The sequence below is a fragment of the uncultured Sphingomonas sp. genome, assembly GCF_964021865.1.
Taxonomy (GTDB): Bacteria; Pseudomonadota; Alphaproteobacteria; order Sphingomonadales; family Sphingomonadaceae; genus Sphingomonas.
In genome coordinates, this window is the sequence record NZ_CAXIAM010000010.1 from 22,328 (window position 1) to 46,788 (window position 24,461).

Annotated in this window: 24 protein-coding genes; 11 read left to right on the forward strand and 13 right to left on the reverse strand. The window is 67.2% G+C overall.

The features are described 5' to 3' along the window. The first annotated feature begins 21 nt into the window (after positions 1–21). The 4 genes from AADI75_RS04315 to AADI75_RS04330 are packed head-to-tail and all read left to right on the forward strand — an operon-like array spanning position 22 to position 3,099. Positions 22–576: a CvpA family protein gene (locus tag AADI75_RS04315; protein WP_341207816.1), complete on the forward strand. Its 555-nt coding sequence runs from the start codon at positions 22–24 to the stop codon at positions 574–576. Beyond that, positions 573–1,007 (forward strand): iron-sulfur cluster assembly scaffold protein, encoded by a 435-nt coding sequence (locus AADI75_RS04320; protein ID WP_341207817.1) that lies wholly within the window; start codon positions 573–575, stop codon positions 1,005–1,007. Before AADI75_RS04315 ends, AADI75_RS04320 begins: the two co-directional genes overlap by 4 nt. After that, the gene (locus tag AADI75_RS04325; RefSeq protein WP_341207818.1) at positions 1,007–2,770 is read left to right on the forward strand and encodes a cation:proton antiporter; all 1,764 of its coding nucleotides are present in this window, start codon (positions 1,007–1,009) and stop codon (positions 2,768–2,770) included. Before AADI75_RS04320 ends, AADI75_RS04325 begins: the two co-directional genes overlap by 1 nt. Positions 2,771–2,772: 2 nt before the next feature. Continuing rightward, on the forward strand, positions 2,773–3,099 hold the full coding sequence (locus AADI75_RS04330; protein ID WP_341207867.1) for a DUF423 domain-containing protein: 327 nt from the start codon (positions 2,773–2,775) through the stop codon (positions 3,097–3,099). A 4-nt stretch (positions 3,100–3,103) separates the two neighbouring features. Here AADI75_RS04330 and AADI75_RS04335 read toward each other — a convergent pair whose 3' ends face one another. Then, positions 3,104–4,516, reverse strand: coding sequence for an MFS transporter (locus tag AADI75_RS04335; protein WP_341207819.1), 1,413 nt, complete (start codon positions 4,514–4,516; stop codon positions 3,104–3,106). Positions 4,517–4,649: 133 nt separating this feature from the next. Between AADI75_RS04335 and AADI75_RS04340 the strand changes: the two genes are divergently transcribed. Beyond that, positions 4,650–6,701: a prolyl oligopeptidase family serine peptidase gene (locus AADI75_RS04340; protein WP_341207868.1), complete on the forward strand. Its 2,052-nt coding sequence runs from the start codon at positions 4,650–4,652 to the stop codon at positions 6,699–6,701. A gap of 75 nt (positions 6,702–6,776) precedes the next feature. Beyond that, positions 6,777–7,118, forward strand: coding sequence for a hypothetical protein (locus AADI75_RS04345; protein WP_341207820.1), 342 nt, complete (start codon positions 6,777–6,779; stop codon positions 7,116–7,118). A gap of 141 nt (positions 7,119–7,259) precedes the next feature. Here the strand turns inward: AADI75_RS04345 and AADI75_RS04350 are convergent, their stop codons facing one another. Continuing rightward, on the reverse strand, positions 7,260–8,894 hold the full coding sequence (locus tag AADI75_RS04350) for an inorganic phosphate transporter (protein WP_341207821.1): 1,635 nt from the start codon (positions 8,892–8,894) through the stop codon (positions 7,260–7,262). 355 nt (positions 8,895–9,249) lie between these two features. Beyond that, entirely contained in the window at positions 9,250–9,573 is a 324-nt protein-coding gene (locus tag AADI75_RS04355) for a UrcA family protein (RefSeq protein ID WP_341207822.1), read from the reverse strand. Between the two features lie 207 nt (positions 9,574–9,780). On the opposite strand from AADI75_RS04355, the gene AADI75_RS04360 reads away from it, so the two are divergent. From AADI75_RS04360 to AADI75_RS04370, 3 genes are all read left to right on the forward strand, one after another. Continuing rightward, complete coding sequence (locus AADI75_RS04360) at positions 9,781–12,090, forward strand: UvrD-helicase domain-containing protein (protein ID WP_341207823.1); 2,310 nt, start codon at positions 9,781–9,783, stop codon at positions 12,088–12,090. A gap of 51 nt (positions 12,091–12,141) precedes the next feature. Then, on the forward strand, positions 12,142–12,636 hold the full coding sequence (locus AADI75_RS04365) for a DUF5872 domain-containing protein (RefSeq protein WP_341207824.1): 495 nt from the start codon (positions 12,142–12,144) through the stop codon (positions 12,634–12,636). A gap of 219 nt (positions 12,637–12,855) precedes the next feature. After that, positions 12,856–14,145 (forward strand): MFS transporter, encoded by a 1,290-nt coding sequence (locus tag AADI75_RS04370; RefSeq protein ID WP_341207825.1) that lies wholly within the window; start codon positions 12,856–12,858, stop codon positions 14,143–14,145. Positions 14,146–14,148: 3 nt separating this feature from the next. Here AADI75_RS04370 and rsmD read toward each other — a convergent pair whose 3' ends face one another. Beyond that, complete coding sequence (gene rsmD / locus AADI75_RS04375) at positions 14,149–14,688, reverse strand: 16S rRNA (guanine(966)-N(2))-methyltransferase RsmD (RefSeq protein ID WP_341207826.1); 540 nt, start codon at positions 14,686–14,688, stop codon at positions 14,149–14,151. Continuing rightward, the gene (locus AADI75_RS04380; RefSeq protein WP_341207827.1) at positions 14,685–15,761 is read right to left on the reverse strand and encodes a pseudouridine synthase; all 1,077 of its coding nucleotides are present in this window, start codon (positions 15,759–15,761) and stop codon (positions 14,685–14,687) included. Before AADI75_RS04380 ends, rsmD begins: the two co-directional genes overlap by 4 nt. 136 nt (positions 15,762–15,897) lie before the next feature. On the opposite strand from AADI75_RS04380, the gene AADI75_RS04385 reads away from it, so the two are divergent. Both AADI75_RS04385 and AADI75_RS04390 read left to right on the forward strand, forming a co-directional pair. Further along, positions 15,898–16,347 (forward strand): response regulator, encoded by a 450-nt coding sequence (locus AADI75_RS04385; protein ID WP_341207869.1) that lies wholly within the window; start codon positions 15,898–15,900, stop codon positions 16,345–16,347. A gap of 48 nt (positions 16,348–16,395) precedes the next feature. Next, entirely contained in the window at positions 16,396–17,730 is a 1,335-nt protein-coding gene (locus AADI75_RS04390) for an MFS transporter (protein ID WP_341207828.1), read from the forward strand. On the opposite strand, the gene AADI75_RS04395 is transcribed toward AADI75_RS04390, so the two are convergent. From AADI75_RS04395 to AADI75_RS04430, 8 genes are all read right to left on the reverse strand, one after another. Beyond that, the gene (locus AADI75_RS04395) at positions 17,727–18,164 is read right to left on the reverse strand and encodes a DUF6628 family protein (RefSeq protein WP_341207829.1); all 438 of its coding nucleotides are present in this window, start codon (positions 18,162–18,164) and stop codon (positions 17,727–17,729) included. The genes AADI75_RS04390 and AADI75_RS04395 overlap by 4 nt on opposite strands. Before the next feature lie 69 nt (positions 18,165–18,233). Then, complete coding sequence (locus AADI75_RS04400; RefSeq protein WP_341207830.1) at positions 18,234–19,580, reverse strand: folylpolyglutamate synthase/dihydrofolate synthase family protein; 1,347 nt, start codon at positions 19,578–19,580, stop codon at positions 18,234–18,236. Between the two features lie 308 nt (positions 19,581–19,888). Then, positions 19,889–20,755 carry an acetyl-CoA carboxylase, carboxyltransferase subunit beta gene (accD, locus tag AADI75_RS04405; protein ID WP_341207831.1) on the reverse strand — a complete coding sequence of 289 codons (867 nt, stop codon included), beginning with the start codon at positions 20,753–20,755 and terminating at the stop codon, positions 19,889–19,891. Beyond that, positions 20,752–21,552, reverse strand: coding sequence for a tryptophan synthase subunit alpha (gene trpA / locus AADI75_RS04410; RefSeq protein ID WP_341207832.1), 801 nt, complete (start codon positions 21,550–21,552; stop codon positions 20,752–20,754). Before trpA ends, accD begins: the two co-directional genes overlap by 4 nt. Further along, complete coding sequence (gene trpB, locus AADI75_RS04415; protein ID WP_341207833.1) at positions 21,549–22,778, reverse strand: tryptophan synthase subunit beta; 1,230 nt, start codon at positions 22,776–22,778, stop codon at positions 21,549–21,551. The genes trpA and trpB overlap by 4 nt, the downstream gene beginning before the upstream one ends. Beyond that, positions 22,775–23,413 carry a phosphoribosylanthranilate isomerase gene (locus tag AADI75_RS04420; RefSeq protein WP_341207834.1) on the reverse strand — a complete coding sequence of 213 codons (639 nt, stop codon included), beginning with the start codon at positions 23,411–23,413 and terminating at the stop codon, positions 22,775–22,777. The genes trpB and AADI75_RS04420 overlap by 4 nt, the downstream gene beginning before the upstream one ends. A gap of 42 nt (positions 23,414–23,455) precedes the next feature. Continuing rightward, the gene (gene pyrF / locus AADI75_RS04425) at positions 23,456–24,130 is read right to left on the reverse strand and encodes an orotidine-5'-phosphate decarboxylase (RefSeq protein ID WP_341207835.1); all 675 of its coding nucleotides are present in this window, start codon (positions 24,128–24,130) and stop codon (positions 23,456–23,458) included. Beyond that, a complete protein-coding gene (locus tag AADI75_RS04430) occupies positions 24,130–24,447 on the reverse strand; it encodes a lipopolysaccharide assembly protein LapA domain-containing protein (protein ID WP_341207836.1) in 318 nt (105 codons plus the stop codon). The genes pyrF and AADI75_RS04430 overlap by 1 nt, the downstream gene beginning before the upstream one ends. Between the last annotated feature and the right edge of the window lie 14 nt (positions 24,448–24,461).

A 24,461-nucleotide genomic window follows, 5' to 3' on the forward strand; every position in this document is an offset into this window, starting at 1 on the left:
ATCGGGCCATAAGGAGGGGGCATGAACCTCGAACCGCTCGACATTGCCGTCCTCGTACTGGTCGCGCTCACCGCGATCGGCGGCGCGCGGCGCGGGTTCGTCGGTGAGGTGCTGGCGCTGTTCGCGTGGGTGGCGATGATCTTTGCGCTCAAGATCTTCCATCTGCCGCTGTCGAAGGCGTTGGCGGGATCGATCGCCAGCGTGTCCGGTGCGGCGGTGCTGGCGTTCGTGCTGCTGACCGGCGGCACCTATCTGGTCAGTCGATTGATCATCAACGCGATTTCGGCGCGGACGCGCACCTCGGTGCTGGGGCCGATCGACCGCGCGCTCGGCTTCGGCTTCGGCGCGCTCAAGGGCCTTATCCTCGCCAGCCTCGCCTTCCTGTTCCTCGTCCTGATGCTGGATCTCACCGGCGGTGGTCCGGCGCGGCGTCCGGCGTGGGTCAAGAACGCGCGTACCTTCCCGCTGCTGGTGGCGACCAGCGGCGCGGTGGCCGATTTCGTCGATCGCCGCCGCAAGGGGCAGCCGGTGTTCGGCCCGCGCACCCCCTCCCGCCAAGGCGACCGACCCTCATGAGCCTCGACCTTTACACCCCCGAGATCAGCGCCCTGGCGATCGGCAATCCGTTCCCGGATCGCCTGCCGGATGCGCACGGTTCCGCCGAGCGCCGCTCGCCGATCTGCGGCAGCCGCGTGACCGTCGACGTCCAGCTCGGCGACGACGGCCGCGTCGCGGCATTGGGCACGCAGGTCCGCGCCTGCCTGCTCGGCCAGGCATCCTCGACGTTGCTCGCCCGCCATGCGGTTGGCCGCTCGGTCGAGGAACTCGTCGAGGCGCGCGACGCGCTGACGCACTGGCTGGCGGGCGAGGGCGCCGTGCCCGACTGGCCGGGTCTCGAGCTGTTCACGCCCGGACTGAAGCTGACGGCACGGCATCCGTCGATCCGCCTCGCGTTCGAGGCCGCGGCCGACGCGGCCGATCGGGCACGCGCCGCGCGGGGTAGCTGATGGAACACGCCGACCTTTCGATGATCCGCGACGGCACGATCCTGCTCGGAAGCGGGCTGGCGTTCGTGCTGCTGTTCCGTCGGCTGGGCCTCGGCGCGACCTTGGGCTTTCTCGTCGCGGGGGCGGTGGTCGGGCCGCATCTGCTCGGGCTGGTCGGCGGGGCGGAGGCGAAGCTGGGATTTGCCGAACTCGGCATCACGCTGCTGCTGTTCATCGTCGGGCTTGAACTCAGCCCACAGCGGCTGTGGCGGCTCAAGGAAGATATCTTCGGTCTCGGGCTGATCCAGGTCGTCGCCTGCGGCATCGCGCTGGCGGCGATCCTGGCGCTTGCCGCGCGCTTCTCGCTGGCCGCGGCGCTGGCGGTCGGTATGCCGCTCGCATTGTCGTCGACCGCGCAGGTGCTGCCGATGCTGCAATCCTCCGGCCGGCTGCGCACGCCCTTCGGGGAGCGCGCCTTCTCGATCCTGCTGTTCCAGGATCTGTCGATCATCCCGATGATCACGATCATCGCCGCGATGAGCCGCAATCCCGCCGCGACCAGCGGACCCGAGGGCTGGTTGCTGGGGCTTTATACGGTCTTGGCGATCGTCGGACTGGTCGCCGCCGGCCGCTTCGTGCTGCGCCCGCTGTTCCGGTTGATCGGGCATCTGGGTGAGCGCGAGATGTTCGTGTTCGCCGCGCTGTTCACGGTGATCGCCGCCGCGGCGGTCATGGAGCGGCTGGGTCTTTCCACCGCGCTCGGCGCGTTTGTCGCCGGCGTGATGCTCGCCGACAGCCCGTACCGGCACGAGCTGGAAACCGATGTCGAGCCGTTCCGCGCCATCCTGCTGGGGCTGTTCTTCCTTGCGGTCGGCATGATGTTGAATCTGGAAGCGATCGCCGATCGACCGGTATTCGTGATCGCGATGGCTGCCGCGCTGATCGCGACCAAGGCCGCGATCATCACCGTGCTCGGGCTGGCGTTCCGGATGGGCTGGAGACAGGCGCTCGCGCTCGGGCTGTTGCTCAGCCAGGGCGGTGAGTTCGGGTTCGTGCTGCTGGCGCAGGCGCAACAGGCGCTTCTGATCGCCCCCGACGCCGCGAGCCTGTTCGGGGCGATCATCACGCTGTCGATGGCGACGACGCCGTTCCTCATGATGTTCACGCGCCGGTTCCGCGAGGAACCGATCGCCGCGCAGAGCGATCGCGACGGCCCGAAGGCGGACGGAGCGAACGCGATCATCGTCGGCTACGGTCGCTTCGGCCAGACGGTCGGGCAGATGCTGATGGCGCAGGATATCCCGGTCACGCTGATCGACACCGATATCGAGATGATCGACATCGCCGGGGAGCTTGGTTCCAAGGTCTATTATGGCGATGGCACCCGGCTCGATCTGTTGCGCCAGGCGGGGGCAGGAGAGGCGGAGCTGATCCTGTTCTGCATGGACGGTGACCAATTGTCGCTCGACCAGTTGGAGGCGATCCACGAGGCGTTCCCGAAGGCGGCCCTCTATGTTCGCGCCTATGACCGTCGCGCGCTGGTCAAGCTGAAGAACGGTCCGGCCCGCGCGGTGGTGCGGGAGGTGCTGGAATCGGCCGTGAAGATGGCGCGGCTTGCGATGGCCGGGCTGGACATCGCCCCCGGCGATATCGACCGCGCCGAGCAGATGTATCGCGCGAGCGACAAGGAGCGGCTTCGCATCCAGATCGAGGCCGCCGATCCACGCGCCGCACGCGCGATGATCGCCGAACATCATCCGTGGGGCGGGGGAGAGCGATCGTGAATATGATCGTCGTGCTGGCGGCATTGTCGGGCGCCTTGGCGGTCGCCGCCGGCGCATTTGGTGCGCACGGCGCATCGGGTACGGCGGTCGAGTGGTTGAAGACCGGCGCGCATTATCAGCTCGTCCATGCGCTCGCGGCGTTGCTCGCCGTGCGGTTCGAGGCGCGTGGGCCGGCATGGCTTTTCCTGGCCGGTGGTGCGATCTTTGCGGGCACCTTGTACCTGATGGCGCTCGGCCTGCCGCGTTGGCTGGGGGCGATCACGCCCGTCGGCGGGACGTTGCTGATCGCTGGATGGCTGTGGCTGGCGTGGATCGGCGCTCGCGGCTGACCGGTCAGCGGACCGCGGCGGCGGGTTGCACGTCTTCGGTTTCGCCGCGCTCCGGATCGCGGATCGACGGCCGCAACCGCGCCAGGCTGCATAGGCCGGCGATCACCGCCAGTCCGGCGGCAACGAGCGGCGGTGTCGATCCGGCGCCGACGCCAAGCGCCAGCAGCCCCGCCACCACCGTTGCCCCGGTCGTCTGTCCGACCAGACGTACGGTGCTGACCAACCCGCCCGCCGCAGCCGCCCGCTCGCGCGGCGCTGAACCGATGATGAGCCGGGCATTGGGCGGCAGGAAAGTGCCGAACCCGGCCCCGCACAGCGACATGCGCCATGCGATGTCGAACCACGAAGGATCGGCGGGCATGAAGGCAAGCAACAGCAAGGCGGTGGTCGAGATCGCCATGCCGATCCCGCCCAGCAACCCCGCCGGTATCCGATCCGAGAGCCAGCCCATCAGCGGCGCGACGATCATGTTGGTCAGCGGCCACGGCGCGATCACCGCGCCGACCGCGGCGGCGGACATGCCATAACTGTGTGTCAGGCGGAACGGCGTCGACAGCAGCAGCGTCATCGATGCGGTGAAGGCCGTGAAGCCGCCGATCGTCGACAGCGCGATCACCGGTCGCGACAATAGGTCGACCGGAAGGATCGGCTGCGTCGAACCCCGCTCGCGGCGAATATAGAAGCGGCCGATCACGAACCCGAGCACCACGATCGCGAATGACACGACGGGGCTGTCGCCATGTACCGCGCTTTCGGCACCGCCGATGATGAGCCCGAACATCGAAGCGCACAGCACCGCGCCGATCGCATCGAAGGGGCGGTCGCGCGGGGCCGGGTCGGGCAGCGCGCGACCGAGCAGCAACGAAGCGACCGCAAACGGGATCGCGCTGGCGAATACCCACGGCCACGGTGCGATCGACAGCACCAGACCGCCGATGGTCGGCGCCGCGGCGGCCGACGACGCAACGACGACCGAGTTAATCCCCAATCCGCGTCCGAGCTGCGCCGAGGGATAGGTCTGGCGGATCAGCGCCGAGGCCACGGCCAGCGCCCCGGCGGCCCCGACGGCCTGAACCGCCCGGACGATCAGCAGGAAGGGCAGGCTCTTGGCGAAGAAGCACAGCAACGTGGCGATCGTGAAGATCATTTGCCCGAGCTGGTACATGCGCTTCAGGCCGATCCGATCGCCCAGACCGGCGAACGGCAGCATCAGCATGACCAGCGTCAGCTGGTAGACGGTCACGATCGCCACCACCGACGATGACCCGACATGCAGGTCTCGCGCGATGGTGGGCAAGGCGACGTTGGCGACGCCGCCGTCGATGATCACCAAGGCGGTCCCGAACGAGAGCGCATCGATCGCCGCGTAGCGCCTCGGTAGGGGAAGGCCATCGGCGGCGCGTTGCGGATCGATCATGCTGGGCGGTTGACGCTTCGACGCCGGGGTTGTTCCCGCTGGGATGGTGTCGCACAACACCACGATGGCGAACGGAGCGACAGGGATGAAGCGCAGTCGGATCGGTTGGTTGCTGGCAGGTGTGGCGTTGACGATGGCGGCTACTGCCTGGGCGCAGCGCGCGGCAGAGACCGATCCCTATATCTGGCTTGAGGACAAGGACGGTTCGCGTGCGCAGGCGTGGGTTGCCGCCGAGAATGCACGGACGCTCCCGCGACTTCAGAACGATCCACGCTACGGCAAATTCTATTCCGAAGCGCTGGCGATCGCCGCGGCGAAGGATCGCATTCCGATGCCGCAGCAGGTGATGGGACGGATCGTCAACTTCTGGCGAGACGCCGATCATCCGCAGGGCATTCTCCGCTGGACGACGATCGAGGAGTACGCGGCCCCGACACCGGCCTGGCGCACGCTCCTCGACGTCGACGCGCTCAGCGCGGCGGAAGGGCGCAAATGGGTCTACAAGGGCATGACTTGCCTTATGCCTGAAGAGCGGCTGTGCCTCCTCGCGCTGTCCGAAGGCGGAGAGGATGCGATCACCTATCGCGAATTCGACCTTGCGGCCGGGCGGTTCGTGGCCGACGGCTTCGTGCTGCCGACCTCGAAGCAGGGCGCGGTCTGGCTCGACAAGGACACGTTGCTGGTCAGCCGCGACTGGGGGGCGAGCACGATGACCGCATCGAGTTATCCGTTCGTCGTCAAGAAGGTGACGCGCGGCCAACCATTGGCGGAGGCGGTGGAAGTCTTTCGTGGCGCACCTGACGATCAACTCGGCAGTTACGCCAGCGTGATCACCGACGGGGTCGGCAATCGCGCGGTCTTCATCGAGCGGCGAAAGACCTTCTTCGGCGCCGAGCGGCTGTTGTGGACGCCGGCGGGGGTGACGAAGCTCGATCTCCCGGCGCGGACCGCGCCTGCGGCGATGATCGACGGCCGCGTCATTTTCACGACCAGCGAGCCGTGGGGGCCGATCCCGACCGGCGGTGTCGCCTCGGTGCCGCTGAAGGAACTCGAAGCCGGGCGGATGGCGCCGACACTGATTTTCGCGCCGACAGCTCGCCAGGCGGTAAGCGGCGTCGACGCCACCCGGCATCACTTGATCCTCGATTATACCGACAACGTACGCGGTCGGATCACCGTTTACACGCCGACCGCCGCCGGCTGGCGCGCCCAGCCGATGGCGCTTCCCGACAACGCCAGCTTCGGCATCGCCGGGACCAGCGACCGCAACGACGACGCCTTTCTGGTGACGACGGGCTTTCTGACCCCGACGACGCTTGCGCGCTTCGTCGCAGGAACCGCTGCGCCGCCGACACCGGTCAAGGCGCTACCTGCAAAGTTCGACGCGGCCGGCCTCGTCGCCGATCAATTCGAGGCGACATCGAGCGACGGAACGAAAATTCCATATTTCATCGTCCATCGCGGCGATGCGCCGCGCGACGGCAGCACGCCGACGATCATGACGGCGTATGGCGGCTTCGAGCTGCCGATGCTGCCCAGCTATTCGGCGATCACCGGCAAATTGTGGCTGGAGCGTGGGGGGGCTTACGTGCTCGCCAATATCCGCGGTGGTGGCGAGTTCGGTCCCGCATGGCACGACGCCGGGCGCAAGACCAAGCGCCAGGTGATCTACGACGATTTCGCTGCGGTCGCCAGAGATCTGATGGCTCGCCGCTTCACCAGTGCGGCGAAGCTCGGTATCTATGGCGGCTCGAATGGCGGGCTGCTGATGGGAGTCGAGTTCAATCAGCACCCGGAATTATGGAGAGCGGTGACCATCCAGGTGCCGTTGCTCGACATGCTACGCTACGAACAGATCGCGGCTGGCGCGTCGTGGGTCGACGAATATGGATCGGTGTCGGTGCCGGAGGAACGGGCATTCCTGCGTCGAATTTCACCCTACCACAATATCAAGCGCGGCGTCGCGTATCCCGAGCCATATATTTGGACAACCACCAAGGATGATCGTGTCGGCCCGCAGCATGCACGCAAATTCGCGGCGCGGCTCAAGGAATACGGGCTGCCCTATCTGTTTTACGAGGATACGGCGGGTGGCCACTCCGGTGACGCCGACATCGAGCAGGGAGCCCGATTACAGGCGCTGCAAATGACGTACTTCGCACAAAAGTTGCTTCGCGAGCCCTGAATGTCCGGCGTGGGAACGCAGCGTTTCCCACGTCAATCTTGCTGCGGTGCGGCGCAATCGGCTATGGGCCGCGCGATGAGTGCCGAAACCGAGAGCCGGCCTGCGCCGGCGGTGCCCGATACCGTTCCCGTCGTCTTCGAGGCGATCGTCAAATTGCAGGCGATCGCAGCGATGTACAATCGTGGCAGCGTCACGCTGGCGCCGCATATCCTCTACACCAAGCACGGCGAGATCTACCTCGACGCGCTGACGCTGGAGCGTGACGGGCAGCCGCCAAAGGAGCCGAAGATCGGCGCTTTCAAACTGGCGGGGCTCACGTCGCTGCGCATCACGCCGCGGCGGTTCAAGCCAAGTGAGTTGTTCGTGCCGGGCGAGGAGCGTTACGCCGGCGTGACGCTGCTTTCCGTCGAGAGCTGACATAAGGGGCGCTTCTCGCGCACACTTTACGTGTAGCGTTGGAACCCTGCCGCGTCGCTCGGCCAACCCGCTTGACAGCCCAGCTAATCAAGGCGGTCGCGACTGTCTTTCCCTTCACTCGTCGCGACGGCTAGGCCAGAACTAAAGTCCGGCGGTCCTGACGATCGTCAGCAGCAACCAGTACAGCCCGCCGGCGAGCAGCATCGCCACCGGCAGCGTCATCAGCCAGGCAGCAGCAAGCTGGATCAGCGTACGGCGTTGCAGCCCGTGTCCGCTCGCCACCGAGGCGCCAGCGACACCCGACGACAGAATGTGAGTCGTAGACACCGGCAAGCCGAAGCGATCGGCGGCCAGGATCGTACCCGCCGCCACCAGTTCTGCCGACGCGCCCATGCCATAGGTCATGTGCTGTTTGCCGATCCGCTCGCCGACGGTGACGACGATCCGCTTCCAGCCGACCATCGTGCCGAGCCCGAGCGCCAGTGCCACTGCCACCTTGACCCACAGCGGGATGAAGCGTGTGCCGCGCTCAAGCCGGGTGCGATAGTCGTTGAGCACCGCTTTTTCGCCATCGTTGAAGCCATGATGATTGGCGGAGGTGATCATCCGCGTCGTGTCCATCACCAGGTACATGTCGTTGCGGATATTGGGCGCGGCACTGGCGGGGACCTGGCTCAATGAACGATAGCTGCCGACGCGGCGGGCCAGATCGTCTGACACGGCGATCACAGCCCCGTAGGTGCGTCCGTTCAGCACATCACGCTTTTTCAATGAGTCACGGAGAACTTCTCGCGCTTTCACAAGGTCGACCGGCAATGCTCCGTGCCCGGTCAGCGTCGTCCGCGCGTCATTAGCGCTCTGGACAAAGGCAGGTGTCTCGCTCGCGGGCAGGGTGCGGTTCAGCGCGTAGGCGGTCGGCGCGCAGCCGATCAGGATGAGCATAATCAGGCCCATGCCCTTCTGGCCGTCGTTCGACCCGTGGCTGAACGACACCGCGGTGCAGGTAAAGATCAACAGCGCACGGATGCCGCGCGGGGGCGGCGTATCGCCCTCCGGCGGGGTCATGAGTTGCGGATTGCGCGCGATGTGGCGGATGACCAGCAGCAACAGCGCCGCCGCCCCGAACCCGATCAGCGGCGCCATCCAGAGCCCGGTCAGCACCTTAGTCGCCTGCGTCCAGTCGACACCCGAGGTGCCGCCGCTGCCGCTGGTCAGCAACTGGTTGGCGAGACCGACGCCCAGCACCGACCCGATCAGCGTATGGCTCGAGCTATTGGGCAAGCCGACATACCATGTCGCCAGATTCCACAGCACCGCCGCGAACAGCAGCGCGAAAATCATCGCGAACCCGGCGCCTGAGCCGACATTCAGTATCAGATCGACCGGGAGCAGCGTGATGATCGAGTAAGCGACCGCTCCGGACGACAGCATGACGCCGAGGAAGTTGAAGAAGCCCGACCATACGACCGCAAAATGTGCGGGCAGCGCGTTCGTATAGATGACGGTCGCGACCGCATTGGCTGTGTCGTGGAAGCCGTTGACGAACTCGAACCCCAGCGCGATCAGCAGCGCGAGGCCGAGAAACGCAAAAACGCCGATAGCAAGCTGCTCACCGACCTGCTGGGTGTCGATCAGGACGCTGATCCCGGCATAGCCGAACCCCAGGATGACAACCGCCAGGAACGCGAAACGGGCGAATGGATGGACTGGACCGTCAAACGATCGCGTTGCCGCGGGCGGTGACGAAGGCGACGCCTCAAGGACATTGGATGCCATGACGAGTCGTGCTGTCGGCGTGAAGCGTGACAGTTTGATGACCTATCGCCGATCTCAGTCAGTCGTCGGCGAATAAAGTGGATCAATAAGTCGGACGACTGTTTGAGAATGCCGGTACGACGAAGAGGTGCGCCGCTGCTGGATCGCGACAGGAAAAGACCCGTACACGAAAGGCCGCGCATGCGGTATCCGGAAGAAGAATAACGGCTTTTTCAGTCGCAATTTGGCAACCTCGAACACAGGCGAACCATCGAAGCGCCCGGCGTCAAGAAATGGCGTCTTCGTCACGACGTTCCTCTTCACTCAAATCGCAGCAAGAGCCGGACTCCCCTGCGGCATCCGGCCCTTGTCACGGTCAGCGGGAGGTAAGCGCCGCCACCTCGACCTTGTGGCTATGCGTGAGTGCCGCGAGCCGGATCTGCGCGTCTTTGCGCATTTCAGCGTGGCAACGCAGCACGTCCAGCCGCTCTCTGATGCTCATGCCGACGCCGCAGGTGCTCGCGGCGGCGCGATCCACGCGCTGCCGAAACTTCCGCTGACCGACGTCGGTGGTGAGATCGAGATCGCGAACGGTGATCCGCGCGGTGAGCGGTAGGCGATCCGCATCGGCAAACGCGGCCGTGGGCGAAATGGCGAATGTCAGCATTGCCGCAAGCGCGGCGAAGTCGAGTCGTTTCATCGGTGGTACTCCTGGGTTGGTTCGGCGGCCGCAACATGCGTCGCCTCTGCATCGAGGCGGGCGACTTGCCGGCGCGGCCTGGGTGCCGACGTGCTCGCGCCTAGACGCGGTGCTTTACGGCGCTGCGTCTGGCTGAAGACGCCTGCATTACTGTAACTATCCGCCGTTTCGCTTGCCCGCGGCGCGCGCGTTCCCTACCTGTTCGGCGTGACCGATCTTTCCGCCGCTACGCAGGACCCGCCCTACCTGGCCGGGCTCAACGCCCCGCAACGTGACGCGGTGCTGACAACCGACGGGCCAGTGCTGGTGCTGGCCGGAGCGGGTACCGGCAAGACTGCCGCGCTGACAGCCCGGTTGGCGCATCTGCTGTGGACCAGACGCGCTTATCCTTCGGAAATCCTGTCGGTAACCTTCACCAACAAGGCCGCGCGTGAGATGCGTGAGCGAGTCGGGCGGCTGGTGGGCGATGCGGTGGAGGGGATGCCGTGGCTGGGCACGTTCCACGCGATCGGCGCGAAGATGCTGCGGCGTCATGCCGAACTGGTGGGTTTGCAGAGCAATTTCACCATTCTCGACACCGACGACCAGTTGCGATTGCTCAAGCAACTCGTGCTCGCTGCGGACATCGATGAGAAGCGCTTCCCCGCGCGCTCGCTCGCCGGATTGATCGACGAGTGGAAGAACAAGGGCTTAGTACCCGCCGACATCGATGCCGGGGAGAGCGAGCGGTACGCGAACGGGCGTGGCGGCGAGCTGTACCAGCAATATCAGGAGCGGCTGAAGGCGGTGAACGCCTGCGATTTCGGCGACCTGCTGCTCCACGTTCTGACGATTTTGAAGCGCGACCGTAGCGTGCTGGAGCAATACCAGCAGCGCTTTCGATACATCATGGTCGATGAATATCAGGATACGAACTCGGTCCAGTACCTCTGGCTGCGGCTTTTGGCGCAGGAGCGGCGCAACATTTGCTGCGTCGGTGACGACGATCAGTCGATCTATTCGTGGCGTGGGGCGCAGGTCGAGAACATCCTGAAGTTCGAACAGGATTTTCCCGGTGCCAAGGTAATCCGGCTGGAACAGAATTACCGATCGACCCCGCACATCCTCGGCGCCGCATCGGGGGTGATCGCTCATAATGGCGGACGGCTCGGCAAGGAATTATGGACCGAGTTGGACGCGGGCGAGAAGGTGCGCGTGCTGGGCGTGTGGGACGGCCCGGAGGAAGCGCGACGCGTTGGCGACGAGATCGAGGCGGTGCAGCGATCGGGCAAGAGCCTCGATGAGGTCGCGATCCTCGTCCGCGCGCAGCATCAGACCCGCGAGTTCGAGGACCGCTTCATCGCGGTCGGGTTGCCGTATCGGATCGTTGGCGGCTTCCGCTTCTACGAGCGTGCCGAGATACGAGATGCGTTGGCGTATCTGCGCGTCGTAAACCAGCCCGCCGACGATCTGGCGTTCGAGCGGATCGTCAACACGCCCAAGCGCGGGCTGGGCGACAAGGCGATCGCCAAGCTGCATCAACTCGGGCGCGCCGAAGGACTGCCGCTGTCGATCGCGGCGGCGCGCATTCTCGACACCGATGAGCTGACCCCGCAGGCGCGCAAGGCGCTGGGACGGTTCGTCGGCGACGTGGCGCGGTGGCGCGATATGGCGCGCGACCTGCCGCATCCTGAGCTGGCGCGGCAGATCCTCGACGAGAGCGGCTATACCGCCATGTACCAGGCGGAGAAGTCGACCGAGGCGGCAGGGCGGCTGGAGAACCTGACCGAGCTCGTGCGCGCGATGGAGGAATACGAAAGCCTCGGCGCGTTTTTGGAGCATGTCAGCCTCGTCATGGACAATGAGGCGACGCGCGACGATCCCAAGGTGACGATCATGACGATCCATGCCGCCAAGGGGTTGGAGTTCGACACCGTCTTCCTCGCCGGCTGGGAAGAGGGATTGTTCCCGTCGCAGCGGGCGCTCGACGAAGGGGGAACGCGCTCGCTGGAGGAGGAGCGGCGGCTGGCCTATGTCGCGATCACGCGCGCGCGGCGTTCGGCGACGATCCTGCACGCCGCCAATCGCCGCATCTATGGCCAGTGGACCAGTTCGATCCCGTCGCGCTTCGTCGGCGAGCTGCCTCCGCAGCATGTCGAGAGCGAGACCAGCATGTCAGGGGGTGAGAGCCTGTGGCGCGCCAACTGGTCGGAGCGCGCCGATCCGTTCGCCGACGTGGCGCGGGGCACCGGCCGCGGGCCGGGATGGCAGCGCGCCGCGGGAACGCTCGGCACGAAGCCGGGCGGCGACTGGTCCAGCCGCACGTTCACGCGCGAGCCGGTGCGGGTGGTGGAGAGTCGTGCCTCCGCGGTGAGCCTCGGCAACAAGGGGCGCGGCGACCTCTCCGTGGGGCAGCGCGTGTTCCACCAGAAGTTCGGCTATGGCGCGATCGCGGAGATCGAGGGCAACAAGCTGGAGATCGATTTCGAGCAGGCCGGGCGCAAGCGGGTGATGGACAGCTTCGTTTCCGCGAGTTGAGCTTGCGTCTTTTCGGTGCGGGACGGGTTTGTCGGGCAGGAGGTGCAGTCGATGTCTGAGACCGCCGAAAAGACCGATCCCGCCTTGTGGGAAAAGGTGAAGGAAGAGGTCACCTCCGGGTCGAAAGGCGGGAAGAAGGGGCAATGGTCGGCGCGCAAGGCGCAGATGGCGGTCGCCGAATACAAGAAGCGCGGCGGAGGCTATAAGGGCGGCAAGGACGCCGACAATTCGCTGCATCAGTGGACCGAGGAGGAGTGGGGGACCAAATCGGGCAAGCAGAGCGGCAAGACGGGCGAGCGATATCTGCCGAAGAAGGCGCTCGAATCGCTCTCCGACCCGGAATATGCCCGGACGACTGCCAAGAAGCGTTCAGATACGCGCAAGGGACGGCAGTTTTCGGCGCAGCCGGACGATATTGCGGAAAAGACTGCGGAAGTACGCGATCACTACACCCGTGAGGAGCTATATGCCGAGGCGCAGAAGCGCGGGATCGCCGGCCGATCCAGGATGAACAAGGCGCAGTTGCGCGATGCCTTGTCGCGCTGAAAAATCGGGGCGGCCACGCGGGACCGCCCCGTAGTTCAGGGAATGGCCGGGCGAGGGGGGGAAGCCCGGCAATATGCAATGCGCGCCGTAAGGCTGCCTCGCACATTCGTCCTCTAACCCGTCAACATTGCTGTCATGTGTCTTCGAAACCCGATTTCGTGACTGCAACGACATATTTTTGTGCGTTGACGTCGGGCGACCGGCGCGCGGAAAGGGATGATGGCCGTTTCACCTTTGCCCGCCCCGGCGGCGGGCGCGTCGCATCGCCGCATCCTGCTCGCCAGCCTGGTCGGCACGTCGGTGGAATTCTACGATTTCTACATCTACGCGACGGCTGCCTCGCTAGTGTTCGGGCCGCTGTTTTTTCCGGCGGGCGATCCGTCGGCACAACTGCTTGCGGCATATGCCAGTCTCGCGGTGGCGTTCTTCGCGCGACCGGTCGGGGCGTGGGCGTTCGGCCATTACGGCGATCGGATCGGGCGCAAATCGACGCTGGTCGTCAGCCTGATGCTGATGGGCGGCTCGACGCTCGCGATCGCTTTCCTGCCGACCTATGCGCAGGCGGGTTATCTGGCGCCGGTGCTGCTGTGCCTGTTGCGGTTCGGGCAGGGCTTCGGTCTCGGTGGAGAGTGGGGCGGCGCGGCGCTGCTGGCCGTGGAGAATGCGCCGCCGGGCTGGCGCGGGCGCTATGGTATGGTGCCGCAACTGGGCGCGCCGGTCGGGTTCATCGCCGCCAACGGGTTGTTCCTGTTGCTGGGGCTGGCGATGAGCGCGGAGGACTTCGCCGCCTGGGGTTGGCGCATTCCCTTCGTGCTGTCGATCGTGCTGGTCGGGCTCGGGCTTTGGGTGCGGCTGAAGATCGCTGAGACCCCGGCCTTTGCGCAGGTGCTGGAGGAGGGCCCACCCCCCGCCGTGCCGATGGGCGAACTGCTCCGCGACCACTGGCGCGCCGCGCTCGGCGGAACGGCGGGCGCGATCGCGTGCTTCGCGGTCTATTATATCGCGACCGCGTTTGCATTGGGTTACGCCACCACGCGGCTGGGGATCGCGCGACCGACGATCCTGTCCATGCAGCTCGGGGCGATCCTGTTCATGGCCGTCGGGATCGTTCTGTCGGGCATCTGGGCCGACCGGCGCGACGCGCGGCATGTCTTGACCTGGGGATGCGTGTTCGCGGTGGTGGCAGGCTTCGTGCTGGCACCGGGGCTGGGATCGGGATCGTTAGTGTTGATCTTCGCCAGCCTTGCGCTGGCGTTGTTCGCGATGGGCTTTGTCTATGGACCGCTCGGCGCATGGTTGCCAGGGCTGTTCCCGGCGCGGGTGCGCTATACGGGCGTCAGCCTCGCGTTCAATATGGCCGGTATCATAGGCGGCGGGTTGACGCCGGTCGCGGCCGAAACGTTGGCGCGGCACGGTGGGCTGTCGCTGGTCGGCGGCTATCTGGCGGCGATGTCGCTGGTGAGTTTGATCGCTTTGGTGGCGATGCGGCCGCGCGCAGTCGCCGCCTGAAGTTCAGCCGAGCCGCAGCAGTAACAGCCGTGCGCGACCATGCGTGCGGTCGGCGTCGACCACGAAGCCGGGCGGCACGTCCCCTTCGCCCTTGGCGGTTTCGATCGAAACCCAGGTCGCCGGGCCGATCCAGCCCAATCGCGCCAGCTTGTCCGCAGCCACCGCTCCCGCGCCGGTCGTATAGGGCGGGTCCATCATCACGACGTCGAGCGGCGCGCGTGCCGGGCCGAGCGCCATGACCGATGCCGGCCGGATGTCCGCACCCGTCGCGCCGAGCTTTGCGACGTTGGCGCGCAAGGCATCGAGCGCCGTTTTGTCTTGCTCGACGAACAGGCAGGTGGTGGCGCCACGCGACAATGCTTCGAGCCCGAGCGCGCCGGAGCCCGCGAAAAGGTCCGCTACGGCCAGCCCCTCGAAACTGCCGACGCGACTGGTCAGCATCGAGAACAGCGCCTCACGCGTGCGGTCCGCAGTGGGGCGGGTCGCGTCGCCTTTTGGGGCGGTGAGCGGGCGACCGCGCCACTTGCCGGCGATGATCCTCACTTGCGTCCCCGTGGACCGCCCGAACGCGGCCGGGCACCGGGCTTGGGTTTCGGCTTGGCCCAGCCCGGCTGACGCTTGATGCGCACCGGACGCTGCGGGGTGAGCGTCTGATCGTCGGCGGCAGGCGCAGCGGGCTTCGGCGTCGGGCGGGGTGCGGTGGAGGCGGCTCGCGCCGGTCGCGGCGGCGCACCCGCTGGCCGAATGGGTGCGCCCGAGGCGGCACGCGGCGGCCGGGGGATATTGGGTTGGGCCGGGCGAGCGGACGGCGCTTGCCGCGGTGCCGACGTACGACGGATGCCCGGCACGGCGACATCGGCGACCGGCGGGCGCTGGCGTGCGGCGGCCTTCAGGGTTTGGCGGAACGCGATCAGGTCCGCGACGCGCACCTCGCCGATGTCGCCGACCGGAAGGTCGCCGAGGACGAACGGGCCATAACGGGTCCGGATCAGCCGGCTGACGCGCAGGCCAAGATGTTCCAGCACGCGACGTACCTCGCGGTTCTTCCCCTCGCTCAGCGTCATCTCGATCCAGACGTTGGCGCCGGTGCGGCGTTCGAGATTGGCATCGATCGCGCCGTAGCGGATGCCGTCGATCTCGATACCGTGAATCAGATCCTCAAGCTGCGCCTGGCTGATCTGGCCATAGGCGCGGGCGCGGTAGCTGCGCTCGACCCCGGTGGACGGGAGCTCGAGCTGGCGTTTGAACTCGCCATCGGTGGTGAGCAGCAGCAGCCCCTCAGTGTTGAGATCGAGCCGGCCTATGGGCACGAGCCGCGGCAAATCCTTTGGAAGCCGGTCGTAGATCGTCGCACGCCCCGCCGGGTCGCGCTCGGCGGTGAGCACGCCCGTGGGCTTGTGGAAGAGGAAGAGCCGGGTCGGCTCGGCCGCGGCGACCGGCTCTCCGTCGACGGTCACGCCGTCGAGCGAGGGGAGGATCGTAGCGGGTGTATCCAGCGTGACGCCATCCTTTGCGACGCGTCCCTCGGCGATCATCCGCTCGACCTCGCGCCGGGAGGCGACGCCGGCGCGGGCGAGCAGCTTGGCGATGCGGTGTGGGGAACGTTCGTCGGCCATCAGGGTCGCTTACGGTCTGTGCTCGTCCGCAACAAGGACCGTGATCGTCCGCCGTCGGGCAAGTGCGCAAAGAGCCGGGACATAAATTGCTCCAGCCGTGTTGAGCGAAGAAGACGATACCGGGGCGAAACAAGCGATGTTGTTCGGGCGGAAACAGCGATCCATCGAGAAGCTGCTGGTGGTGGAGGACGAGCCGCTCGTGGCGTTCGATACCGAGCATCTGCTCAGCGATCAGGGCTTCGATGTGGTCGCGACGGTCGACCGGGTCGCGGATGCGGTGCGGCTGCTGGAGAGCGGTGCCGCGATCGATCTCGTACTGGTCGATGTGAGGCTGGCGGACGGCAGCGGGCTGGACGTGGCGCGTTCGGCCACGGCGCGCGGCATCCCGGTGCTATTCGTGACGGGAAGCTGCCCGGCCGATGCCGAGGGCGTGGCGGTGGGGTGTCTCGCCAAACCCTATACGCCGCGCGACCTTTTGAGTTCGATTGATGCGATCGAGTCGGCCGCAGCGGGGAAGGCGCCGCCACGGGTGCCGGGCGGGTTGCGGTTGTTCGGCGGCGGGCCGTCGATGACCGGGCTTACCTGATCGCGATTTCGCGCTAAGCCCACCACAGGCTTAACGAAGGCGATGTGGATGGCGGCGCGAACGGACGGACGGACCTGGGTGGATGGTGTCCGCCCGTATCTGGAGTGCGGACCGCTCGCCGCGTTCGCGCTGGGTGTGTCGTCGGGCTTCCCCTATGCGATGATCGCGGCGACGCTGACCACGCGGCTGGCGCAAAGCGGGATCGACAAGAAGACGGTGACGGCGTTCAGCCTCGCGTTTCTTGTCTACAATATAAAATTCTTATGGGCGTGGGTGATCGACGGTGTGCGGCTGCCGGTGCTCGGCGCGCTGGGACAGCGGGTGTCGTGGTTGCTGGTCGCGGGCGTGCTGGTGGTCGCGGCGGTGGCTAATCTGGCGCTGGTCGATCCGCGCGCGAGCATCGGGGCGACAGTGACCGCGGCGATCTTGGTCGCGGTCGCGGGATCGACCTTCGACGTCGTGATCGATGCCTATCGCATTGAAATCCTGGAGCCGCGCCAGTTGGGCGTCGGGTCGGGAATGAGCCAGTACGGGTGGCGGATCGGGTCGGCAGGGGCGGCGTCGCTGGCACTGTTCGTGGCGGCGCGGCACGGGTGGACCGCCGCTTACCTGTCGACAGCGGCACTCGCCTTGCCGGCGATGGTCGCAGGTTTGATCGTCGGGGAGCCACGACGGCACCGCGATGTTGAGCCGCGGCGCGGGGTCGGGCACACACTTGCGGCGATCTGGCGGCCGTTCGTGCAGTTTTTTGCGCGTCCGGGGGCTATCGTCGTGCTGTTGTTCATCCTGATCCACAAGATCGGTGACACTCTGGGGCAGCTCGTCCTGCGCCTGTTACTCAACGACACCGGATTTACCAATGACGAGATCGCCTTGTACGACGTCGGGGTCGGTTTCTGGGCGTATTTGATCGGTATTTTCCTCGGCGGTGTCATGTATGCGCGGTTGGGGCTGAAGCGGTCCGTGCTGATCAGTCTGGTGCTGATGGCGGTGTCCAACGCGAGCTTCGCGGCACTGGCCGCGGCAGGACACAGCACGGTGGGGCTGGCCGGCGCGATGACGTTCGAGAACATCGCCTCGGGGATCGGCGGGGTGACGGTGGTCGCCTATTTCTCGGCGCTGTGCGATCTGCGCTTCACCGCCGCGCAATATGCGCTGATCTCCGCCGCCGCCAGCGTCGTGGGGCGGATCGTCACCGGGGCGAGCGCCGGGGCGATCGTCGAACGGGTCGGCTACGTCAATTTCTACCTGCTGACCGTGGTGCTGGCGCTGCCGGGCGTCGCGCTGTTCTGGTGGATGAGCCGGTCGGGGCTGGTCGATCGCTCGGTCGGGAGCGCGGGCACCGAAGGGCCGGGCGACGCGCGCGACGGGGCCGCCGGCTAGACGGCGACCGGACGACCCTCGTCGGCGAAGGCGGCGGCGAGCGCTGCGGCGCTGGCGAGGACGCCGTCGACGTGGCGCTGCCCCAGCAGATCCTGCATCAGCAGGCGCGCGCTGTCGGGGCGGGTTTCGACGCGCGCGAGGATGGCGAGCAACACCTGCTCCGACGCGGTCATCCGCGCGCAGCAGCATGGCGCGATGGCGATCGGCACCGTCGCGGTGCCGGCAAGATCGGCCATCAACGCCCGCATCAGAAGGAGCGGGCGGCGGAACGCCTCACCGAAGCTGGTGAAGAAACCGTGCGCGGCGCGCGCGTCCGAGAGGCCGTTGGCCCCCATACGGCGCATCGCGAAAAGCACGACGCGCGCGTTGGGGCATTCGGGCAGCGCGTGCGGCAGCGCGTTGGTGGTAAGAACAGGGGCGGGAAGCTGGGTCATGAACAGGCGACTCCTCTTGCCCGCGCAAGGTCGCCCGTCCGCTATTGCAAGTCAATCGCATATTTAACGTCAGTCGGGCGCTTCGTCGTTGGCGCTCAACGCCTCACCGGCGAGGTATAGCGACCCGGCGATCAACACCGCCCGCGGTCGAGCCGGGCGTGCGGCGATGTGCGCCAGCGCCGAGCGAGTGTCCGCAGCGATTTCACCGTGCGGAATGCCGAGCCTGGCTGCGACGGTGAGCAGGTCAGCTGGCGCGTGGCAGGCGTGCCCTGGGACTGGTACGGCGACCAGCGTGTCGATCGCCGCCGCGAAGGGGCCGATGAATCCGGCAGCGTCCTTGTTGGCGAGCATCCCGACGACGACCGTCAGCGGACGCGCGTCCCGAGCGTCGGTCAGCCGTGCGAGCGAGACGGCGATCGCCTGACCGGCGGAGGGATTGTGTCCGCCGTCGAGCCATACCGGCACCGACCCTAGAATGGCGGTGAGCGGCCCGGAGGAGAGCCGTTGCAGGCGCGCGGGCCAATGCGTCGCGGTGGCCGCGACCCCAAGCGCCGATGCCGGCACCGACACGGCTGATTGATGTCGGATCATCGCGACCGCGAGCGAAAGATTGGCGCTTTGATGCGCGCCGGGTAGCGTTGGAAGCGGAAGGTCGAGCGCGCCCGTGGCGTCGCTGTAGCGGAGGCGGTTGCCGCCGGTGGTGAAGCGCCATGCTTCGTCGAGCGCGTACCACGGCGCGCCGCACGCGGCGGCAGCGCGCGCGATCGGCGCGGCGATGTCGGGCGGATAGTGCATCGTCACCAGCGGTGCGCCGGCTTTCGCGATTCCCGCCTTCTCGGCAGCGATCTGTTCGAGCGAGTCGCCGAGGAAGGCCTGATGATCGATCCCGAGCGCCGCGATGCCGCACGCGACCGGCGCGGACAGGACGTTGGTGGCGTCGAGCCGCCCGCCGAGCCCGACCTCGATCACGCAGGCATCGGCCGGCGTGCGCGCGAAGGCGAGGAAGGCGGCGGCGGTGGTGATCTCGAAGAAGCTCGCCCCTATGCCGTCGGCCTGATCGAGTACCTCCGCGAGCAGCGCTGAAAGCGCGGCGTCGTCGATCAACCGGCCGGCGATGCGGATGCGTTCGTTGAAGCGGACCAGATGCGGGCTGGTGTACACATGGACGCGGTGCCCCGCCGCTTCCAGTGCGCTGCGCAGAAAGGCGCAGGTCGAGCCCTTGCCGTTGGTGCCGGCGACGTGAAAGACCGGCGGCAACGCGCGGTGCGGGTCGCCCAGCCGCGCGAGCAGGCGCGTGATCCGGTCGAGCCCGAGCACGTCTGCGCCGGGCGATAATGACCAGAGCCGGTCGAGTTGCGCCTGAACGGCGGCGTCGGTGGAGACGGCGTGATCGGCGGTTTTCGGGGTGTGATCCATCCGGCTTTACCTACCGCGTTACTGTCTTTCGCAGCGTAACACTGATTTTGCTGCATGCGTTCTAGATCATTAAGACGTGAGGGCGAATATACCGATCGTCATTGCGATTGTAGCGAAGCAACGCAGGGCGTCTTGGTCCGGCTCTGGATTGCTTCGCTCCGCTCGCAATGACGGGTGACGCTGACGTTATCACGCTTTAGGGCGTGATGATCTCGTCACGGTTGGACCTAATTCCTGTCCGCGGGCATTTTTCGCGAACGACGGTTGGAGTCCCCCACCCCCGGCCCCTCCCCTGAAGGGGAGGGGGGTTAGGCGGCTTTCCGTTCGCCGCAGAGGTAGCCGATCACGGTCGCCAGCTTCGCACGCAGGTCACGGCGGTGGACGACCATGTCGATCATGCCGTGCTCCAGATAATATTCGCTGGTCTGGAAATCGTCGGGCAGCTTCTCGCGGATCGTGCTTTCGATCACGCGGCGGCCGGTGAACGCCAGCGTCGCCTTCGGCTCGGCGATGTGGACGTCGCCCAGCATCGCATAGGCCGCCATGACGCCACCCGAAGTCGGATCGGTGAGCACGACGATATAGGGCAGCCCGGCGTCGTGGAGCATCTGGATCGCGACGGTGCTGCGCGGCATCTGCATCAGGCTGAGAATGCCTTCCTGCATCCGTGCGCCGCCCGAGGCGGTGAAGACGATGAAGGGCGCGCGGTCCTTCACCGCGGTCTCGACGCCCTGGATGAACGCCTCGCCGACCGCCTGGCCCATCGAACCGCCCATGAACGCGAAATCCTGCACGCCGATCACGACCCGGTGGCCGTCGATCGTGCCGCGCGCGTTGACGAACGCATCCTGCTCGCCGGTGCTGGCGCGCGCCGCCTTGAGGCGATCGGCGTAGCGCTTCGAATCGCGGAACTTGAGCGGGTCCTCGGTCGAGCGCGGCGCGGGGAGCACGTCGATGCTGGCCGGATCGAGCAGATGCTCGAACCGCTGCGACGGGCCGATCCGCTCGTGATGGTCGCAGGTCGGGCAGACGTAGAGGTTTTCCTCCAGCTCCCTGGTGAAGACCATCGTCCCGCACCCCTTGCACTTGTGCCAGAGGTGATCGGGGGTCTGCGCCTTGGCGCCGCCGGGGACGATTCCCGACAAGGCGTTGCGGACGTTGCTGAGCCAGCTCATGCGGAAACCTTTCGTGCGTCGGCAAGCGCGGCCGACAACGTCTTGATATAGGCGGCGACCGGCGCGGCGGCAGCGGCGCCATGTTCGGCGACGATCTCGACGATCGCCGAGCCGACCACCACGCCGTCGGCGACGCGACCGATCGCGCGCGCCTGTTCGGGGGTGCGGACGCCGAAGCCGACCGCGACCGGCAGGTCGGTGGCCTGTTTCAGCCGCGCGACCGCCTCATCGATCGACGTCTGCTGCGCCTGTTGCTTGCCGGTGATCCCGGCGACCGAGACGTAATAGACGAAGCCGCTGGCGCCGTTGAGCACCTGCGCGATGCGCGTGTCGCGCGTGGTCGGGGTGGCGAGGCGGATGAAGTTGATCCCCATCGCGCGCAGCTCCGGCCCGAGCGCATCGTCTTCCTCGGGCGGCAGATCGACGCAGATCACGCCGTCGACCCCGGCATCGCGCAGCGCGGTCGCAAACCATTCCGGCCCCCGGCGCAACATGGGGTTGGCATAGCCCATCAGCACGAGCGGGGTGAGCGGATGGCGGGCGCGAAAATCCTTTGCGATGCGCAGGATATCGGCGGTCGTTATCCCGCCGCCTAACGCGCGGATGTTCGCGGCCTGGATCGCCGGGCCGTCCGCCATCGGATCGGTGAACGGCATGCCCAGCTCGATCACGTCCGCGCCGCCCTCGACCAGCGCGTCGAGGATCGCGGGCGTCGCGGCGACCGACGGGTCGCCGGCGGTGACGAAGCAGATCAGCGCGGGGCGATCGGCGATGAACGCGTCGGCAAGGCGGGTCATATCTGCACTCCCAGCGCTTCGGCGACGGTGAAGATATCCTTGTCGCCGCGACCGCACAGGTTGGCGAGGATGATCGCATCCTGCGGCATGGTCTTGGCAGTGCGCGCCACCGCGGCGATCGCGTGCGACGGTTCGAGGGCGGGGATGATGCCCTCGGTGCGGCACAGCAGCTGGAAGGCGTCGAGCGCCTCGCGATCGGTGACGGCAGTGTAGTCGACGCGGCCGCTGTCCTTCAGCCACGCATGTTCGGGACCGATGCCGGGATAGTCGAGCCCGGCTGAGATCGAATGCGCCTCGGCGATCTGGCCGTCGTCGTCCTGCAACAGATAGGTCTTGTTGCCGTGCAGGACGCCCGGGAAGCCGCCCGCGAGGCTGGCGGCGTGCTTCGCCTCCAGCCCTTCACCCGCCGCCTCGACGCCGAGCATCTTCACATCGGTGTCGTCGAGGAACGGGTGGAACAGCCCGATCGCGTTCGACCCACCGCCGATCGCAGCGACGAGCAGGTCGGGCAGACGGCCGGTGCGGTCGAGCAATTGCGCGCGCGCCTCGCGGCCGATCACGCTCTGGAAATCGCGGACCAGCTCCGGGTACGGGTGCGGGCCGGCGGCGGTGCCGATGATGTAGAAGGTGTCGTGGACGTTGGCGACCCAGTCGCGCAGCGCCTCGTTCATCGCGTCCTTCAGCGTGCGCGCGCCGCTTTCCACCGCGCGCACCTCGGCGCCGAGCAGCTTCATGCGGAAGACGTTCGGCTGCTGCCGCTCGACGTCCTTGGCGCCCATGTAGATCACGCACGGCAGCCCGAAGCGCGCGCAGACCGTCGCGGTCGCGACGCCGTGCTGGCCCGCGCCGGTCTCGGCGATGATCCGCGTCTTGCCCATGCGGATCGCCAGCAGGATCTGACCGATGCAATTGTTGATCTTGTGCGCGCCGGTGTGGTTCAGTTCGTCGCGCTTAAACCAGACCTGTGCGCCCAACCCCTCGGACGCGCTATCGCGCAGCGTGTCGGTCAGCCGCTCGGCATAGTAAAGCGGCGAGGGACGGCCGACATAATGTTCGAGCAGATCGTCGAACTGTGCGGCGAACGCCGGATCTTCCTTCGCGGCGCGATACTCGCGCTCGAGGTCGAGGATCAGCGGCATCAGCGTCTCGGAGACATAGCGGCCGCCATAGGGACCGAAATGCCCGCGCTCGTCCGGCTGCGCGCGGAAGGAATTGGGTGCGTTCATGATGCGGAGACCCGTTGCAGGAAGGTGGCGATCTTGTCCACGTCCTTGACGCCGGGCGCGGACTCGACGCCCGACGAAACGTCGACGAGCGGTGCACGGGTCCGTGCGATCGCCTCGCCGACATTGGCGGAGTCGAGCCCGCCGGACAGCGCCCACGGCAGTGGGTGCCGGAACCCGTCGAGCAACTGCCAGTCGAAGCGCAGGCCCATGCCGCCGGGGAGCGTCGCGCCCTCCGGGGTCTTGGCGTCGTAGAGCAGGCGGTCCGCGGCGTCGGCATAATGCGCGGCGCTGGCGAGATCGGCGCGCGTCTTCACCGCGATCGCCGCCCATGTCTCGCGCGACGATAGGCGACGGAGCGCGGCGACGCGGGCCGGGGCGGTCTTGTGGAGCTGGATCGCGTCGAGCGTGCCGACCGCGACGGTGGCGGCGAGCAGCTCGTCATCGGGGTCGACGAACACGCCGACCTTACGGACGTGCGCGGGGACCTGCGCGGCGAGCCCCGCGAGCCGGTCGAGCGTCAGGTGGCGCGGCGAGGGCGGGAAGACGACGAAGCCGACATGGCTCGCGCCGCCCTTCAGCGCGGCGTCGAGCGTTTCGGGCGTGGACAGGCCGCAGATCTTGGCGGTGACGGGCATCGCGCGGCTTTAGGCGCTTGCCCGCACCCTGCCAACACCGCGTTAGAGCGTCGCAGCGATCGCGCGCGCGGCGGCGTCGGGGTCTTCGGCCTGCGTAATCGGGCGGCCGATCACCAGCATCGATGCGCCGTGGTCGACCGCCATCCGCGGGGTGACGACGCGCTTCTGGTCGCCGGCCTCGCCATCCGCGGGGCGGACGCCGGGGACGACGAAATAGCCCTTCGGCCACGCGGCATGCGCGGCCTTCACCTCGGCGCCCGAGCAGACGATGCCGTCGAGCCCGGCCGCGCGCGCCAGCTCGGCGAGGCGCAGGACGTGGTCGTGCGCGCTGCCCGCGACGCCGGTGGCGGCGAGGTCGTCCTCGTCGAGGCTGGTGAGCATCGTCACTGCGACCACCCTGGTCGAGGGATGCGCCGCCGCCTTGGCATCCTCCAGCATCGCGCGGCCGCCGCTGGCGTGGACGGTCAGCACCGCGGGGGTGAGCCCGGCGAGCGACTGCACCGCCTTGGCGACGGTATTGGGGATGTCGTGGAGCTTCAGGTCGAGGAAGACGGGCAGGCCGATTTCCTCCATCGCGCGCACGCCCGAGGGCCCGTGCGCGCAGAAGAATTCCAGCCCGAGCTTGATCCCGCCGACGTGGTGCCGGACCTTGTGCGCCAGCGTGCGGGCGCGGTCGAGGTCGGGGGTGTCGAGCGCGACGAAGATGCGGTTGGCCATCACTCGGCTCCGTTCGTCGGGGCGGCGGGAGGCGTCGAAGGGGGCGGCGTCTCGACCCCGCGGACCGCGGCAAGCGCGCTTTCGGTCGCACGCTCCGCGGCGGTCAGGCGCTGGCGCAGCCGGAAACGCATCCAATGTTGATAGATCAGCGTCGGGACGAAGCCGAGCAGGAAGGTGGCCAGCAGCAGCAGCGGCAGGTTCACCTCCGCCACCAGCCCGCCGAACAACTGGACCGTGACATTGGTCCAGTTGCCGAACGTGAACATCGCGGCGACGAACGCCAGCAGCGACCAGAACAGGATCTTCAGGAATTGCATGGCGGGTACGCTAG

What these genes read in the sequence shown, in the direction of transcription:
- AADI75_RS04315 (WP_341207816.1), top strand. Translation starts at nt 22, where the DNA reads ATGAACCTCGAACCGCTCGACATTGCCGTCCTCGTACTGGTCGCGCTC.
- AADI75_RS04320 (WP_341207817.1), top strand. Translation starts at nt 573, where the DNA reads ATGAGCCTCGACCTTTACACCCCCGAGATCAGCGCCCTGGCGATCGGC.
- AADI75_RS04325 (WP_341207818.1), top strand. Translation starts at nt 1,007, where the DNA reads ATGGAACACGCCGACCTTTCGATGATCCGCGACGGCACGATCCTGCTC.
- AADI75_RS04330 (WP_341207867.1), top strand. Translation starts at nt 2,773, where the DNA reads ATGATCGTCGTGCTGGCGGCATTGTCGGGCGCCTTGGCGGTCGCCGCC.
- AADI75_RS04335 (WP_341207819.1), bottom strand. Translation starts at nt 4,516, where the DNA reads ATGATCGATCCGCAACGCGCCGCCGATGGCCTTCCCCTACCGAGGCGC.
- AADI75_RS04340 (WP_341207868.1), top strand. Translation starts at nt 4,650, where the DNA reads ATGGCGGCTACTGCCTGGGCGCAGCGCGCGGCAGAGACCGATCCCTAT.
- AADI75_RS04345 (WP_341207820.1), top strand. Translation starts at nt 6,777, where the DNA reads ATGAGTGCCGAAACCGAGAGCCGGCCTGCGCCGGCGGTGCCCGATACC.
- AADI75_RS04350 (WP_341207821.1), bottom strand. Translation starts at nt 8,894, where the DNA reads ATGGCATCCAATGTCCTTGAGGCGTCGCCTTCGTCACCGCCCGCGGCA.
- AADI75_RS04355 (WP_341207822.1), bottom strand. Translation starts at nt 9,573, where the DNA reads ATGAAACGACTCGACTTCGCCGCGCTTGCGGCAATGCTGACATTCGCC.
- AADI75_RS04365 (WP_341207824.1), top strand. Translation starts at nt 12,142, where the DNA reads ATGTCTGAGACCGCCGAAAAGACCGATCCCGCCTTGTGGGAAAAGGTG.
- AADI75_RS04370 (WP_341207825.1), top strand. Translation starts at nt 12,856, where the DNA reads ATGGCCGTTTCACCTTTGCCCGCCCCGGCGGCGGGCGCGTCGCATCGC.
- AADI75_RS04380 (WP_341207827.1), bottom strand. Translation starts at nt 15,761, where the DNA reads ATGGCCGACGAACGTTCCCCACACCGCATCGCCAAGCTGCTCGCCCGC.
- AADI75_RS04385 (WP_341207869.1), top strand. Translation starts at nt 15,898, where the DNA reads ATGTTGTTCGGGCGGAAACAGCGATCCATCGAGAAGCTGCTGGTGGTG.
- AADI75_RS04390 (WP_341207828.1), top strand. Translation starts at nt 16,396, where the DNA reads ATGGCGGCGCGAACGGACGGACGGACCTGGGTGGATGGTGTCCGCCCG.
- AADI75_RS04395 (WP_341207829.1), bottom strand. Translation starts at nt 18,164, where the DNA reads ATGACCCAGCTTCCCGCCCCTGTTCTTACCACCAACGCGCTGCCGCAC.
- AADI75_RS04400 (WP_341207830.1), bottom strand. Translation starts at nt 19,580, where the DNA reads ATGGATCACACCCCGAAAACCGCCGATCACGCCGTCTCCACCGACGCC.
- accD (WP_341207831.1), bottom strand. Translation starts at nt 20,755, where the DNA reads ATGAGCTGGCTCAGCAACGTCCGCAACGCCTTGTCGGGAATCGTCCCC.
- trpA (WP_341207832.1), bottom strand. Translation starts at nt 21,552, where the DNA reads ATGACCCGCCTTGCCGACGCGTTCATCGCCGATCGCCCCGCGCTGATC.
- trpB (WP_341207833.1), bottom strand. Translation starts at nt 22,778, where the DNA reads ATGAACGCACCCAATTCCTTCCGCGCGCAGCCGGACGAGCGCGGGCAT.
- AADI75_RS04420 (WP_341207834.1), bottom strand. Translation starts at nt 23,413, where the DNA reads ATGCCCGTCACCGCCAAGATCTGCGGCCTGTCCACGCCCGAAACGCTC.
- pyrF (WP_341207835.1), bottom strand. Translation starts at nt 24,130, where the DNA reads ATGGCCAACCGCATCTTCGTCGCGCTCGACACCCCCGACCTCGACCGC.
- AADI75_RS04430 (WP_341207836.1), bottom strand. Translation starts at nt 24,447, where the DNA reads ATGCAATTCCTGAAGATCCTGTTCTGGTCGCTGCTGGCGTTCGTCGCC.